A 14,574-nucleotide genomic window follows, 5' to 3' on the forward strand; every position below is an offset into this window, starting at 1 on the left:
TCTTCCTCGTAGAACTCGGCCACCTTGAACAGCATGTGGTCGAGCGAACCGGATTCTTCGCCGATGGCGGTCATCTGCACCACCATGTTGGGGAACAGGTTTACCTGGCGCATCGAAAGCTGGAGCTGGTGGCCGACGGAAATGTCGTCGCGCATCTGCTTGACGGCTTCGCCGTAGACGATGCTGCCGGTGGCCCCCGAAACGGCATCCAGGGCTTCGACGAGGGGCACGCCCGCGTGGAACGTGACACCCAGGGTACGCGCGAAGCGGGCGATGGCCGATTTGTGCAGCAGGTCGCCGATAACCGGGATCTTCAGTGAGAAGGGGTCGAGGAAATGGGCGAACTTCTGCGAGCGCTTCTTGAAGTAAATAAGCGCGAAGATCGAACCGACGATAATGCCGATGACGGCCCACCAGTAGGACTGCATGAACTTGGATGCGGCAATCACGAACTGCGTGGGCGCCGGAAGCTCCGCCTTGGCGTCCGCAAAGGTCTGCTGGAACACGGGCACGACGAACAACAGCAGGATCATGGAGACCAGCAAAGCCACCACCAGCACCATGATCGGATAGAACAGGGCCTTCTTGATCTTGGCCTTGATGTTCTCCATGCGCTCCTTGTAGGTCGCCACGGTGTCTAGGACGGTATCGAGCACACCGGCCGATTCTCCCGCGTGGACCAGGTTGCGGTAGAGCTCGTCGAACTGCACCGGATAGAGGGCCAGCGCCTCATGCAGGGCGGAGCCGCCCTCGATGCTGGCCTTCACATTGACCAGCATGTCCTTGAACTTGGGGTTCTTCTGCCCGTTCGCGATGATGTCGAAGGCCTGCACCATGGGCACGCCGGAGGCCATCATGGTGGCGATCTGGCGGCTGAAGATGGCGACGTCACGCGGCTTGACCGCCTTGCCGCTCGAGCCGAACAGCGGCTTGGCGCGCTCGCGGACCTGCTGCGGGTTCATGCCCTGGCGGCGCAGTTCGGCCTTCACGAGCGAGGCGTTCTTCGCCTGCATCTCGCCCTTCATGCGCTTGCCGCGCTTGTCCAGCGCGGTCCAGTCGTACATCGTCAGCTGGCTGACGGCAGCGCGCGCGGCACCAACGGCGCGCGCGTTCTTGGTAGCGGTGGCGGTAGCCATGACGCGGTGTTCCCCCCGGGTGAATACTAAGGGGCCAGCCCCGGCTGGCTCCCCCTGTCTCTTATTCTAGTGTGAAGCTTTGGTTTACGCCTTTATGCCGTCTGGCGCAAAAGATCGGTGCGCCGCAAGCCGCCAGGGGGCGTCAGTCCTTGGTGACGCGGTTGATTTCGGCCAGGCTGGTGACCCCGTTACGGACCTTGAGCAGGGCCGAGGCGCGGAGGTCGTTGATCCCGGCCTGCTTGGCGACCTCCGCAATCTGCATGGCGTTGCCGCCCTCCAGCACGATCTTCTGGATCGGCTCGAGCATCGGCATGACCTGGTAGAGGCCGACACGCCCCTTGTAACCTTCGTTGCAGCCATCGCAGCCGACGGCCTCGTAGATGGTGATCCCGGCGTCGATCTCTTCCTGGGTGTAGCCCTCGGCCAGCAGGGCCGCCGGGGGCAGGGTGATCGCCCGCTTGCACTCGTGCAGGCGGCGGGCCAGGCGCTGGGCGATGATCAGGGTGACCGACGAGATGATGTTGTAGGGCGCGATGCCCATGTTCATCAGGCGGGCGACCGTCTGCGGCGCGTCGTTCGTATGCAGGGTAGACAGCACCATGTGGCCAGTCTGGGCGGCCTTCACGGCGATCTCGGCGGTCTCCAGATCACGGATTTCGCCGACCATGATCACGTCCGGATCCTGGCGCAGGAACGAGCGCAGGGCGGCGGCGAAGGTCATGCCGCGCTTCACGTTCTGCTGGACCTGGTTGATACCCTCGACGCGGATTTCGACCGGGTCTTCCACCGTTGAGATATTTCTTCCCTCGGTGTTGAGGATGTTCAGGGCCGTGTACAGCGACACCGTCTTACCGGAGCCGGTCGGACCGGTAACCAGGACCATGCCGTAGGGCTTCTCGATGGCGTCGAGGTAGAGGTTCTTCTGGACCTCCTCGTAGCCGAGCTTGTCGATGCCCAGCTTGGCCGAGGAGCCATCGAGCACGCGGAGCACGATCTTTTCACCGAACAGGGTGGGCAGGGTGCTGACGCGGAAGTCGATGGCGCGGGTCTTGGTCAGGTTGAGCTTGATGCGGCCGTCCTGCGGAACGCGGCGTTCGGCGATATCCAGGCCGCTCATGACCTTCAGGCGCGAGGCGATACGGGTGCCCAGCTTGATCGGGGCCGAGGCCACGATGCGCAGGATGCCGTCCATGCGCAGGCGCACCCGATAGACGGTTTCGAATGGCTCGAAGTGGATATCCGAGGCGCCGCGCTTGATCGCGTCCACCAGGATCTTGTTGACGAACTTGACGATCGGGGCGTCGTCGTTGGAGTTGGCATCGATGCCGGTGGTGGCGTCGCCGTCGTCCGGGCCGGCATCCAGAGCCAGATCGTCCAGCGCGCCGTCGTCGAAAGCAGGGACGCTGGCGTTCGCCGCGGAAAGGGCGCTGTCTATGACCCGGCGCAACTGGCCCCGCTCGACCAGCACCGGCTCCACCATGTGGTTGGAGTGGAACTTGATCTCATCGAGCGCGTGCGACTGCATGGGGTCGGCGATGCCGACGAACAGGCGCTTGCCGCGCTTGAACAGGGGCAGGGCCTGGTGCTTGGTGATCAGGGCCTCGGTGACCAGGTCCAGCGGCATGTTGCCGGGGACCATGTTGCCGATATCCATGAGCGGCATGCCGAACTCGGCCGAGGCCACCTGGGAGAGCTTGGAGCTGTCGACCAGGTGGTGGTCGACCAGCCAGGACGACAGGGACGTGCGCTTCTCGGCGGCATCCTGGACGGCCTTGCGGACCTCGGCCTCGCCGAGGACGCCTTCCGTGACCAGTCGCCTGGCCATGCCGGTCAGGCCCGCGAGCGTAGGCTGGTGCATCTGTGTCGCCATGGTCGATCCGATCCCCGAGTATGGTGCTGAATCTACTCCAGAATGTGCCCTTGGTCACGTCGAAATCGTGAAAACTGCGCATTGGCGCCGCGTTCCCGCCCCGAGGCGTGATCCATGCCTTATGATGCAGCGGCTAACGGGGACAAACCTTGAGTCGTATCAGCATTATCCTGCCCGCCAAGAACGAGGCGGCCGCCCTAAAAGACCTCCTGCCACGCCTGACCGCCGCCCAGCCGGGTGCCGAGATCATCGTGGTGGACGATGGGTCGACCGATGACACCCGGGCCGTTTGCGCTTCGGCCGGGGTGCAGTGCCTTTCGTCGCCCTATTCGATGGGTAATGGCGCCGCGATCAAGCGGGGTGCCCGCGCCGCGTCCGGGGAGATCCTGGTGTTCATGGATGGCGATGGGCAGCATGACCCAGCGGATATCCAGCGGTTGCTGGGACGGCTGGAGCAGGGCTTCGACATGGTGGTCGGCGCGCGTGATTGGGGGAGCCAGGCCGGCGTCGGCCGCGGAGTTGCCAACACCGTCTACAACTGGCTGGCCAGTAAGATGACCGGCCAGGTGGTGGCTGACCTGACGTCGGGATTTCGCGCGGTCCGCGCTGGGCGTTTTCGTGAATTCCTACACCTGCTGCCGAATGGGTTCTCATATCCCACAACGAGCACCATGGCGTTCTTTCGCAGTGCCTATGGCGTCGCTTACGAGCCGATTAAAGCTTCGCAGCGCGTTGGCAAAAGTCACATCAAGCCACTGAAGGATGGTGTGCGATTCCTTCTGATCATCTTCAAGATCGCAACGCTCTACTCGCCGCTTAAGTTATTTTTTCCTGCGAGCGCTGCATTCTTCGCACTGGGCTGTGCGAACTACTTACGGACATTCTTAACGGAAGGGCGACTGACTAACGGGAGTGCACTCATGTGGAGCGCGGCGGTCATCGTGTTTCTGATCGGACTTGTCTCAGAGCAGATCACCGCACTTACGTATCGTCGTGACAGCTGATCCGGATGGCAAAAAACCACGACTCCTGGTGCTCGCGTCAACGTATCCGCGTTGGGTCGACGACCATGAGCCGTCATTCGTCCACGCACTAGCACAACGGCTTACTGATCGCTTTGAGGTCATTGCCATTGTTCCTCATGCGCCGAAAGCGGTGCGTAGAGAGGTTCTCGATGGCGTCTTGGTGTCACGCTACCGTTACGCGCCGGCGGCTTTGGAAACCTTGGTGAACGATGGCGGCATCGCCGCCAATCTGCGCCGGTCGCCGTGGAAATGGCTGCTCTTACCCTCTTTCGTTGTGATGCAGTGGCTCGAAGCTCGCCGCTGGCTCCGCAAGGGTGCGTTGGTGCATGCTCATTGGCTCATTCCTCAGGGGCTTGTGGCGCGCATGTTGGGTGCGCCTAGTCTGCTGACTTGCCATGGAGCCGATGTGTTTTCCCTGCGAGGCAAAGCCGCCTCGATGGCTAAGAAGTTTGCTCTGTCCAAGGCGACCGACGTGACAATTGTGAGTGCCGCGATGGTCGGCCCACTTATTCCTTTAGCTCACGGATTGAAGCCGAAAATTCGCCCCATGGGAGTGGACCTGCAGACGAAATTTACCCCGGGAAGTGAGCCGCGGGAGGTTGCAAGTCTTCTCTTTGTAGGACGTTTGGTGGAAAAAAAGGGCCTTGACGTCCTCATTCGCGCAATGCCTTCAGTTGTTGCCCAACACCCGCATGTACAGTTGTCGATAGTGGGGCACGGGCCCTTGGACGGCCGTATGCGCGATGAAGTCGCGCGGCTTGGTCTCGAAGCCCACGTGCACTTCATAGGTCCTCTCGCCCAGGACGATCTAGTACCCCTGTATCGAGCCGCAACGGTGTTCGTAGGGCCGTTCCGCCAAACTGCGTCTGGTGACCAGGAGGGGCTGGGTCTGGTCCTTGTCGAGGCGCTCGGCTGCGCTTGCCCGGTGGTTGCCTCGGATATCCCCGCGACGCGGGACGTGCTGCTCGAAACGCCAGGCTGCATTATGGTTCCCCCCGCAAACGAAGAGTTGCTTGCCCGGGCGCTTATCGAGGTGCTCGACGACCCCCGTACCATCCAGGCCGATGCTGCGCACGCCGTGCAGCTCATGCGGAAACGGTTCGATTGGACATCCGTGGCACGTGGGTACGGTGATCTGCTGCAAGCGTTGTTGGAAGGGGAGTCTAGATGACAGTGATCTCAACAAAGCGGCAGGGCCATGCGCAGCTCGACCTGCGCACTCGTGAGGCCAAGAGCAGGAAGATCGCCCGTATCCTCGGAATATCGGATACGGGTAACCACCGGCTCCTTGAGGTCGGCACTGGTGCGGGTGGAATTGCACACTACTTCGCAACGCAGAACTCGCCGGCTTTTGACGTTGATGCCGTGGACGTCGTTGACAGCCGTCAGGTATCTGAGGGGTACCGATTTCAATGTGTCGAAGGCACGGCATTGCCGTTTGCTGACGATACGTTTGACCTCGTAGTGTCCAATCATGTCATCGAGCACGTTGGGGAGAGACCCGATCAGTTGCACCATTTGCAGGAGATCCGTCGCGTCCTACGCCCTGGAGGCAAGGTATATCTTGCAGTCCCAAACCGTTGGATGTTGATCGAGCCTCACTATCATCTCGTTTTCCTCAGTTGGCTACCGAAGTCTTGGCGAACGCCTTACCTGAGGGCATCTGGTCGCGGCAGCGTTTATGATTGTGAGCCGCTCCGCCGTGCAGAAGTCGATGCACTGGCCGAAGAGGCAGGATTCGTTGCGCAAAACGCCTCGATCGAAGCACTTCGGGCGTTCGTCGATATCGAGCCGGATGCAAGCCGACTGGCGCGATTGATCGCGCGCCTGCCCAATCGGTTCCTTCGGCCGCTAGAGGGCATCATATCTACCCACGTTTACGTCCTGGAGTTGGGCGCGTGAGCACGCTGATGCACATCTGGATGCCCACGATACGCGGATACAGCGGGGGGGATGTTTTCGTCGAGAGGCTCGCGACCGGCTTGCGCTCTCGCGGAGTTACGGTCACCGTGCAATGGTTTGATCGCCGCTACGAATTCGCCCCGGGGTTGCTCGCCGGGCGCAAGGCGCCACCCGGCGCTACGCACATTCATGCCAATGGCCTCGATGGCTTTGCCTTTCGTCATCATGGACTGCCGTTGGTGGTGACCGAGCACCATTACGTCCTTGATCCCGGCTACCGACCTTATAAATCGCTTGCGCAGGATGTCTATCACCGGACGGTCACCGGACGGGCGTCGCTTCGCTCCATGCGTTCTGCTTCGGCGCTGACAACCCATAGTCACTTTGTTGCAGGCGTAGTGCGAAAGGCATGCCCTGCCGTAAGGCCTGTGGTGGTGCCACTATGGGTGGACCTTGATGAATTTTCTCCCGGCCTTGTGCAAGCTGCTCGCGAGGGGCCCTTGCGCCTGCTGTTCGTCGGCAACACTTCGCGGCGAAAAGGCTTCGACATGGCAGTCGCTCTTGCACGGCGCATGGGCGAGGCCGTCGAGATCAGCTGCACAGGTGGCCTGCGTGGGTCCGCGGAGGCAAGCCTGCCCAGCAACATTCGGTTCGTCGGGCGCCTTTCAACAGAAGAGCTTGTCGAGGCGTATCGTGCCTGCGATGCAGCATTGGTGCCATCTCGATATGAAGGCTTCGGTTACGCAGCGCTGGAAGGTATGGCTTGTGGCAAGCCAGTGCTAGGGTTCGCCTGCGGATCGGTCGAAGAGATCGTCGAGCATGGCATCTCTGGATACCTGGTTCCTGTCGATGACATTGACGGGCTCCATCGACATGCCGTCGATCTTGCGTCGGACCCGTCGCTCCGCTCCGTCATGGGTGCGGCAGGTCGAGATCGTGCTTGCAATGTATTCACCGTGGAGCGCGGCATTGAGGCTTACATGGATGTGTATCGCAGCGTGGCTTCGTCGTGACAGCGCGTATAGCTACGGTCATTCCAACCTACGAACGGCGTCAGCTTCTAAAGCGGGCGCTGGAGAGCGTGCTGGAGCAGGGGGTCGACGTAAGTGTTCGGGTTTTCGATAACGCGTCAACTGACGATACAGAAGAATTCGTGTCGCAGTGGGCGGAGGTGGACTCAAGGATTCTCTACCATCGCCATGCGACTAACATCGGCGGCATTGCGAACTTTGAATTTGGTATGTCGAGCGTGGATACCGAATTCTTCTCCATCCTGTCGGACGATGACTACCTCCTTCCAGGATTTTATGAGCGGGCGATCGCCGCGCTGGACAACGATTCCGAGGCCATGTTCTGGGCTGGATGCACCCTTCATGTTGATGAAGCTGACACCGTGTTCGAAGCTCGCGTGGAGTCATGGGGCCGGCATGGACGATTTAGTGGTCTTGAGGGCGTAATGGCCATGACGGGTGGTCGCGCGCCCACTTGGACGGGTATCGTTTTCCGCCGCACAGTGCTCGAGCGCCTCGGCCTCCCTGATCGCGCCGCGCTTGGGCCGGCGGATTTTGACTTCGTTCTGCGGGCGGCTGCGCGGTGGCCGTTCATTATTGATGCGCATCCATCGGCGGTCTTCACGTTAAGCAGCACATCATTCAGTGCTACACAGCCACTTTCCTCCTTCTGGCCCGGATGGCTGCACTTGATCCGCAATGTACGCGAGTGGCCGATGTTCGAGGCGGATGTCCGCGAGCGTATCGCATCCGCGTTAGAGGCCGACGTGCGACGTATGCTGTTTCGTAGAGGCGTTGCAGCGTTGGTTGCCGGTCGCCGTAGCTTCGCTAATGAAGCGGCAAGAGCGCTCTGTTCCATGTCTGACGGACGGATCGCGGGTTGGATGCTCAGCGCTGGCGTCCTGGCCTCTGGCGTGCCTGGAGTGAGGGCAGCACTAGCCTTCATCTATCGCCGACTCGAGGCCCGTCTCCTGGCAAGCAGAGAAGACCTGCAGAGACGACATGGCCCGCTGCTTCGGTCCAATCTCGTGGCTAAGGATCGCCAGCTTCCGTAACTTGGTTATCGCCCGCGCCGAAGAGCGCCGCGTATCGCAGCACGTGTCGCTGGCGATGCCGCCACGGCCGTAAGAAGCATTACGACGCCGCTGAGCGCCAGCCAGCTGACTCTCGCGAACATTCCGAGCGAGTCAGGCAGGGTCTGTCGAAGCACCAGGGCCGCCACGAACACGGCGGCGACTGGAGGCAGAACGTCGCGAAGGTACCATTCACCAAGATGGCCGCGTAGAAGTCGCCGATGCATTAGCGGCAGCCCGATCGCCAGTGTGAACAGATTCGTAAGAAGCCAAAGGGTAGCCGCGCCGGGCAGGCCAAAGCGGCGGATCATGATGATGCCGAGGGGGATCATTACCACTACGGCCGCACTGTTGAGAAGGCCGGTGAGACCAGTCCATGCGTGCGCCAGTTGCAACGCGTAGGGCAGGTTCAGTAAGCAATTGATCACGCTTCCCGCCACGAGAATTGCCAGGGGGAGCGCAACGATTCCCGCGGTCGCTACATCGCCCGTCCACAGGCGGACCACCGGCTCTGCAAACGCAATTAGAAAGCCACCCAGGGCAGCAGTGATCACGACGAGATACTGGCTGCACTCATGGTAGAGAGCGGCCAAGGTCACCTCATCACCTGCCGCGACCAGCCGGCTGAAACGTGGGTACACGGCGTTGAATATGGGTTGAATTGCGCGTCCCAATGCGGCGGCGACCGTCAGGGCCAGCGTGAAGTAGCCGACTTCGGCCAAGGGACGAGTCGCAGAAAGTATGATGCGATCGAGCTGCATGAGGATAATGGCTGTGCCAGTGATCAGGAACAACCCGCCAGCAAAACGTCTCGCTGAGCGCAGCTCATGGGCGCGAAACCTTGCCCTGCCTGGCGGTAAGGCGCGCCAGAGGAGGTAGGCAGATACTGCGGACTGAGTAGCGCCAACCGCGGCGTACCAAGCCATGAAGGCGAGTACAGATGGCGAAAAGAGTGCGAGTACTGCGGCCGCCCCTACGCTCCTTAGCGTCGCGAATATCGCGTTGATGGCATTGGCGGTCGGCTGGCGCTCGAGTCCCGATAGTCCATTCGTGTAAAAGGTGGCGGGCCACTGCAAAGCTACAGCGACCGCCATCATCGTTATGGCCGTCAACGTGTCTGATTTGCTTAGTGCTTCGGGATGAAGCCAGCTGCCAGCGAGCCAGGGGCCAGCGGCATTTATGGCGATCGCGATCACAAGGCAGGATGGCCAGATGAAACACTCCAACGTACGCACGAGTTCCCGCATACTTCCCGCGGCGCATTCGGTCACCGACCGCCGCGCGAGTTCGCGGTTCATCACGCCGCCCAGACCTAGGTCGAGTAGGAGCGCCATCGCCTGGACACTCAGCATCAGCCCGACTAGGCCGAAGCCTTCCATTCCAAGAGCGCGAGAGTAAAACGGCACGAAGACGATGGCCATCAAGGCCACCCAGCCTTGGCCAAGATAGTTAGCCAGGATATTCGTCTTTAATCTGGCGGCCATTCGTCAGACGCGGCGGAGGAAGCCATCGGGAGCCACTGTCACCAAAAGCTTGTCCTGGATGGTTGTGTCGATATCGAACGCAAGCGGGGCACCATCTGCAGCCTTGCTAGGGCTGCTGCGGAGTCCGTCGAGGTATGCCCATACTGCGGTTTTGGGGTTATTGCCGGGAGCCCATGGACGATCCGGATACATGTCTGCCGGCAAGTCCTCCACAACGGTGTCGAAGACAATGCAGTAGCTGCCCTGGCTGGTCAGTGGTGCATAGGCCTCAAGTTCCGCCAGAACGTGCTCGTGGGTGTGATTGGAATCAAGGACAACCAAGATGCGCTCGTGGTTCGCGGCGATCTTGTGCACCTGCTCGATAACTTCCGAGTCAACGGACGAGCCCTGAATCATTTGGATCTTGTGAGCCATCGGGTGAGATTCGATAGCGCTCCGGTTGTGCTCGCGGATATCAATGTCAATGCCAAGTACTCGCGAACGTGAGGCGCTGGGGTCGAGCACTTCGCCCGCCGCCGCGGCGTCGCAATAGTCGATCAGTGCGAGCATGGCTGCGCTGAGTATGAGCGAGCCACCATGGGCTATGCCAGCTTCAATGATCAGATCCGGGCGCACAGACCAGATCAGCTCCTGCATGGCAACCATGTCCTGTGGATACTGGATGATCGGGCGGCCCAGCGCCGTGAAATGATAGGAGTAGCGGTGGGGAAGCGTTTGGAGCAGCCAGTCTGCGGTGGCGCGCTTCAATGCTTCATCCTTTCCCTGTGAGTCAATATCACGCGCGCGTTCGAGCTCAAATTGCTGAATGGGGTTCATGCCTTTCTCTTTGATTTCGGATTACTTGACGGGACGGGCGATTCGCGCCGGGACGCCAAGAACCACCGTGTGATCAGGTACGTCGCGCGTCACAACGGCGCCAGCACCAACGATGGCGCCCAAGCCAATGCGGATTCGGGGTAATACGGTGGCACCGGTCCCAATGAATGATGAGTCGCCAACGGAGATCTCTCCGGCAAGGCGTGCGCCCGGACCAATATGGACGCCTGCGCCAATGTCGCAGTCGTGGTCTACGCTTGCCGCAGTGTTGACGATAGTTGCCTCACCCAATCGGCATCCAGTGCTGACAGCCGTCATGGCCAAAATCTGGCTTCCAAGACCTAAGGTGACATCAGCGGCGACGAACGCGCGCGGGTGAACCACTGTCAGCGGGGCCAGACCATACGCGGCAAGCCAGTGTTGCATGCGTACCCTTTCCGCGCCCCGCGCGCCGCCAATGGCGACGCAGCACGCCATCCCTACGGCATCGGCGGTTCTCATCCACTCGGCGAAGCCATGTTCCCCGATGAACAATGGAGTATCCGGGAACGGTGACGGCACGGCACGATTGTCGAATAGCGCTGCGGGCGCATAGCCCAGATGAGAGAGTGCCTCACGAAGGACGCGTGCCTGGCCCGTGGCTCCCCAGAGTACGACAGGCTTCATGAATTCGCCCCGAGATATGATCTGAGGCAACGAATTACTCGATCCTGATCGGCCGCAGTCAGATCGTGGTAGCTGGGCAGGTTGAGTGCGCGCGGAGCGATTGACCGGCTTACGGTATTGCCCGTGACATCGGGGAACATTGGTAACGTCGACAGGGGCCAGAAAAATACGCGCCCGTCGATGTTCGCGTCGCGAAAATGAGCGATCAGGCCGTCGCGATCAAACGGGATGTGCTGAGGTACTACAACTGTGGGCATCCAGTAGCCGTTGCGGGTTCCGCTGGGCTCGGGATTCATAGCCACACCGGTGTCCGAAAGGGCGTCATGGTAGTAGCTAAAAATATCACGCTTCTTCGCAATCAGTTGGTCAACCCGCTCAAGTTGCGCGCACCCGATTGCGGCCTGGATATTCGACATCTTGTACTTGTATCCAATTTCGGCGGGCCAGAACTGGCGCTTCTCGCCGCGTGCCCGCCCGTGGTTGGATAGCGTGAGCACACGCTGGTACAGGGCTTCGTCCTGGGTGACGAACATACCACCTTCGCCAGTGGTTATTGTCTTCGTGCCGTGGAACGAAAACGCTCCAAAAATCCCGACGGAACCCGCAGGATGCTCATGCCAGGAAGATCCTACTGCCTCAGCGGCGTCTTCGATGACAGGTATGCCATGTGCATCGCCAATGCGACGCAATGTATCAAGGTCGCACATGTTCCCGTATAGGTGGACAGCCAGGATTGCTTTTGTCCGTGGCGTGATCGCCGCGGCAACGGCGCCAGGCTCGATGCACCAGCTCACCGGGTCGATATCCACGAGGACAGGTTTGGCACCAAGATGCACAATGGGAGCTGCGGAGGCGATCCAGTTGATGTCTGCGAGGATGACTTCATCCCCGGGGCCGATACCCAACGCCGCCATGCCAAGGTGCAGGGCGCCGGTAGCGCTCGACGTCGCTATGGCAAAGCGGGTGCCGACATGCATCGAGAATGCAGCCTCGAAGCGCTCGATATAGTCATAGCACCGCTCGCCCCACCCGTTCGCTGCGGCGTCGGCCGCGTACTCCGTCTCGAGGGCGGTGATCGATGGCTTGGTGTAATGGATCTTCGAGGGCGTTGTCACATCACCTCCAACCGCGGGACGGCCACGACGAATCGGCAACCCCATTCGCGCGCGTAAGCCAACTGCTCGATGATTTCATCACGCAAGTTCCAGGGGAATATCACGATCAGATCAGGCTTGTCGTTGCGAAGAGTCTTTTCATCAACCACAGGTATGCGCGAGCCAGGTAGGTATCGGCCTTGCTTATGTGGCGATGCGTCTACGACATAGCGGATCAGGTCGCCGCGGACGCCGGCGTAGTTGAGCAGCGTATTACCTTTCGCTGCGGCGCCGTAGCCGACTACCTTCAGTCCGCTGCGCACACCGTCGATAAGAAACGCAACGAAGTCATCCTTGACCTTGTTGGCTTGATCTTGAAAATGCCGGTACCAGGAAGCCGTGAGCATGCCGGCTTCGCGCTCGTCGTCGAGCAATGCTCGTACTGATGGCAGTGTGGGCCGGGTTCCATCGGGTGAGGCCCACACACGCAAAGATCCACCATGCGTTGGCAGCCGCTCAACATCCCATACGCTGAGACCGTGCGACGCGAACAGCCGAACGACCGTGCTGAACGAAAGGTACGAAAAGTGCTCGTGGTAGACAGTATCGAACTGACGTTGTTCAACCAGTTGCTTGAGGTGAGGGAACTCCACCGTCACTGTGCCGCTGGGGGTGAGTATCGCGGAAAAGCCCGCGACAAAATCGTTGATATCCGGGACGTGAGCGAGCACGTTATTGCCGACGACCAAATCCGCCTTGCGTCGCTCGGAAGCAAACGAGCGAGCGAAGTCTTCGCCAAAAAAGCTACTGATCGTCTCGATGCCGGCAGCACGCGCGGCCTCGGCCGTGCTCGCCGTCGGTTCGATGCCGACGCATGGTATCCCTCTGGCGGAGACGTACCGCAGGAGGTAGCCGTCGTTGGACGCAACCTCGACCACGAGGCTGTTGCCATCAAGGCCAAGGCGTGGCACGACGTCGTCAACGTAACGTGCAGCGTGGTCCAGCCATGAGCGCGAAAATGACGAGAAGTATACGTAGTCGTCGTCGAACAGCGATGCGTGGGATCGCACTTCCCCTACCTGTACGAGGAAACAATTCGAGCATGTATACAATTTGAGGGGATACCACGTCTCGGGCGAATCGAGGCTATCGGCCTTGAGGAAAGCGTTTGAGGGTGGGGCGGCACCGAGATCGAGGAATACATCGTTCAGCACCGCATGGCAGAAGCGACAGTTCACGGCGTCACTCCTTCAAAGCCATCGCCCACCGATGGCGCTGCCTGGTCGCGCGAAGATACAAGCACTGGGGGCAGTGGCCACTCGACGCCAACTACGGGGTCGTTGAATCGAAGCTGGCCTTCGTATCCCGCTGTCCAAGATGCAGTGTGCATATACAACAAATGTGCCTCGTCAGTCAGCGCTTGGAAGCCGTGGGCAAATCCTTCTGGGATGAACACCATGCGCTCGTTGTCGTCGGAAAGTTCCACTGCGTGCCATTGCAGGTAAGTTGGCGAGCCAATGCGGATATCGACCGCGACGTCGAACACCTTGCCTCGAATGCATCGGATTAGTTTCGCTTCACCGTGAGGCGGTCTCTGGAAATGCATGCCGCGCACCGTGCCGCGGTGGCTAGTTCGAGAAAGGTTGGCCTGGGTGAAGTGCAGCGGTGCGCGGATACCGTCGAATTCGCCCTCGCAAAACAAACGGACAAAACTTCCGCGTTCGTCGACTTGAGGATCTGTAGCGATCTCGACCAAGCCATCGAGTGGTGTGGCTAGAAACGTCAGGCGGCCCACACATCACCTCGCAGCTGCGCATCGGCGACATAACCCGCCAAATCGGAAGACGTGGATAGCTGCTGTGAGTCGTACCAAGCGTTGTACCACCCGGCCGTGCGACGCAGGGTCTCATCTGCATGCCAGACCGCCCGCCAGCCCAACTCGTGTTCTGCTCGCGCCCCGTCAAGGCGAAGGATGCTCGCCTCGTGAGGTTGAGGATCGGTAGCCTCCATCACCGTCACGGCGGGCCAGTAGCCATGCAGCGCGGCAATCACGCTTGATACGGGAAGGTCAGCATCATTTGATGGGCCAAAATTCCATGCAGCGTGTTTCACGGAGCCGGATAGCATTGCCTGGCCAAGGCGGAGGTATCCTGAGAGCGGCTCGAGGACGTGCTGCCAAGGGCGTACCGCCCTAGGGTTGCGCAAGACGATGGGGGTGCCGGACGCCATGGCACGGACCATGTCGGGCACCAGGCGATCGTCTGCCCAGTCACCACCTCCGATGACGTTTCCCGCCCGCGCTGTAGCCACGCATGGTCCATTCTGAAAAAAACTCTTGCGGTAGCTTTCGGTCACCAGTTCGGCGCATGCTTTCGAGGTACTGTACGGATCGTGGCCACCGAGTGGATCGTCTTCCTTATAAGGTTGTGCATCCGGGCGTGCCGCGTAAACCTTATCGGTCGTAGCGTTGATTACGGCCACTACCGAGGGCGTCTTGC

The 14,574-nt window shown here is 60.4% G+C and carries 14 protein-coding genes; 5 read left to right on the forward strand and 9 right to left on the reverse strand.

The genetic code is table 11. From position 1 onward, the window contains the following. Both ACTHLF_RS03705 and pilB read right to left on the reverse strand, forming a co-directional pair. Window positions 1-1,136 (reverse strand): type II secretion system F family protein (locus ACTHLF_RS03705; RefSeq protein WP_440324976.1); only part of this gene is annotated, 1,136 nt, incomplete at its 3' end. 142 nt (window positions 1,137-1,278) lie between these two features. After that, complete coding sequence (gene pilB / locus ACTHLF_RS03710) at window positions 1,279-3,006, reverse strand: type IV-A pilus assembly ATPase PilB (protein ID WP_440324978.1); 1,728 nt, start codon at window positions 3,004-3,006, stop codon at window positions 1,279-1,281. Window positions 3,007-3,155: 149 nt separating this feature from the next. Here pilB and ACTHLF_RS03715 point away from each other — a divergent pair, with 149 nt between their 5' ends. The 5 genes from ACTHLF_RS03715 to ACTHLF_RS03735 are packed head-to-tail and all read left to right on the forward strand — an operon-like array spanning window position 3,156 to window position 7,998. Then, entirely contained in the window at window positions 3,156-4,010 is an 855-nt protein-coding gene (locus ACTHLF_RS03715; protein ID WP_440324979.1) for a glycosyltransferase family 2 protein, read from the forward strand. Continuing rightward, window positions 4,000-5,202 (forward strand): glycosyltransferase family 4 protein, encoded by a 1,203-nt coding sequence (locus tag ACTHLF_RS03720; RefSeq protein ID WP_440324981.1) that lies wholly within the window; start codon window positions 4,000-4,002, stop codon window positions 5,200-5,202. The genes ACTHLF_RS03715 and ACTHLF_RS03720 overlap by 11 nt, the downstream gene beginning before the upstream one ends. Then, a complete protein-coding gene (locus ACTHLF_RS03725) occupies window positions 5,199-5,933 on the forward strand; it encodes a class I SAM-dependent methyltransferase (RefSeq protein ID WP_440324982.1) in 735 nt (244 codons plus the stop codon). Before ACTHLF_RS03720 ends, ACTHLF_RS03725 begins: the two co-directional genes overlap by 4 nt. Next, a complete protein-coding gene (locus ACTHLF_RS03730) occupies window positions 5,930-6,946 on the forward strand; it encodes a glycosyltransferase family 4 protein (RefSeq protein ID WP_440324983.1) in 1,017 nt (338 codons plus the stop codon). Before ACTHLF_RS03725 ends, ACTHLF_RS03730 begins: the two co-directional genes overlap by 4 nt. After that, on the forward strand, window positions 6,943-7,998 hold the full coding sequence (locus ACTHLF_RS03735; RefSeq protein ID WP_440324985.1) for a glycosyltransferase: 1,056 nt from the start codon (window positions 6,943-6,945) through the stop codon (window positions 7,996-7,998). The genes ACTHLF_RS03730 and ACTHLF_RS03735 overlap by 4 nt, the downstream gene beginning before the upstream one ends. Before the next feature lie 5 nt (window positions 7,999-8,003). On the opposite strand, the gene ACTHLF_RS03740 is transcribed toward ACTHLF_RS03735, so the two are convergent. The 7 genes from ACTHLF_RS03740 to ACTHLF_RS03770 form a co-directional block, all read right to left on the reverse strand. Beyond that, window positions 8,004-9,500, reverse strand: a complete 1,497-nt coding sequence (locus ACTHLF_RS03740; RefSeq protein ID WP_440324987.1) for a lipopolysaccharide biosynthesis protein — start codon at window positions 9,498-9,500, stop codon at window positions 8,004-8,006. A 3-nt stretch (window positions 9,501-9,503) separates the two neighbouring features. Further along, on the reverse strand, window positions 9,504-10,316 hold the full coding sequence (locus tag ACTHLF_RS03745) for a cephalosporin hydroxylase family protein (protein WP_440324989.1): 813 nt from the start codon (window positions 10,314-10,316) through the stop codon (window positions 9,504-9,506). A 21-nt stretch (window positions 10,317-10,337) separates the two neighbouring features. After that, window positions 10,338-10,982 (reverse strand): acetyltransferase, encoded by a 645-nt coding sequence (locus ACTHLF_RS03750; protein ID WP_440324991.1) that lies wholly within the window; start codon window positions 10,980-10,982, stop codon window positions 10,338-10,340. Then, a complete protein-coding gene (locus ACTHLF_RS03755) occupies window positions 10,979-12,097 on the reverse strand; it encodes a DegT/DnrJ/EryC1/StrS family aminotransferase (protein WP_440324993.1) in 1,119 nt (372 codons plus the stop codon). The genes ACTHLF_RS03750 and ACTHLF_RS03755 overlap by 4 nt, the downstream gene beginning before the upstream one ends. Continuing rightward, the gene (locus ACTHLF_RS03760) at window positions 12,094-13,314 is read right to left on the reverse strand and encodes a methyltransferase domain-containing protein (RefSeq protein WP_440324995.1); all 1,221 of its coding nucleotides are present in this window, start codon (window positions 13,312-13,314) and stop codon (window positions 12,094-12,096) included. The genes ACTHLF_RS03755 and ACTHLF_RS03760 overlap by 4 nt, the downstream gene beginning before the upstream one ends. After that, on the reverse strand, window positions 13,311-13,871 hold the full coding sequence (rfbC, locus tag ACTHLF_RS03765) for a dTDP-4-dehydrorhamnose 3,5-epimerase (RefSeq protein ID WP_440324997.1): 561 nt from the start codon (window positions 13,869-13,871) through the stop codon (window positions 13,311-13,313). Before rfbC ends, ACTHLF_RS03760 begins: the two co-directional genes overlap by 4 nt. Beyond that, the coding region (locus ACTHLF_RS03770) for an NAD-dependent epimerase/dehydratase family protein (protein ID WP_440324999.1) at window positions 13,859-14,574 on the reverse strand (716 nt) is incomplete at its 5' end. The genes ACTHLF_RS03770 and rfbC, both read right to left, overlap by 13 nt.

Origin of the sequence: Luteibacter sp. (assembly GCF_051958795.1) — a bacterium.
Classification (GTDB): Bacteria; Pseudomonadota; Gammaproteobacteria; order Xanthomonadales; family Rhodanobacteraceae; genus Luteibacter.

What these genes read in the sequence shown, in the direction of transcription:
- pilB (WP_440324978.1), bottom strand. Translation starts at nt 3,006, where the DNA reads ATGGCGACACAGATGCACCAGCCTACGCTCGCGGGCCTGACCGGCATG.
- ACTHLF_RS03725 (WP_440324982.1), top strand. Translation starts at nt 5,199, where the DNA reads ATGACAGTGATCTCAACAAAGCGGCAGGGCCATGCGCAGCTCGACCTG.
- ACTHLF_RS03740 (WP_440324987.1), bottom strand. Translation starts at nt 9,500, where the DNA reads ATGGCCGCCAGATTAAAGACGAATATCCTGGCTAACTATCTTGGCCAA.
- ACTHLF_RS03745 (WP_440324989.1), bottom strand. Translation starts at nt 10,316, where the DNA reads ATGAACCCCATTCAGCAATTTGAGCTCGAACGCGCGCGTGATATTGAC.
- ACTHLF_RS03750 (WP_440324991.1), bottom strand. Translation starts at nt 10,982, where the DNA reads ATGAAGCCTGTCGTACTCTGGGGAGCCACGGGCCAGGCACGCGTCCTT.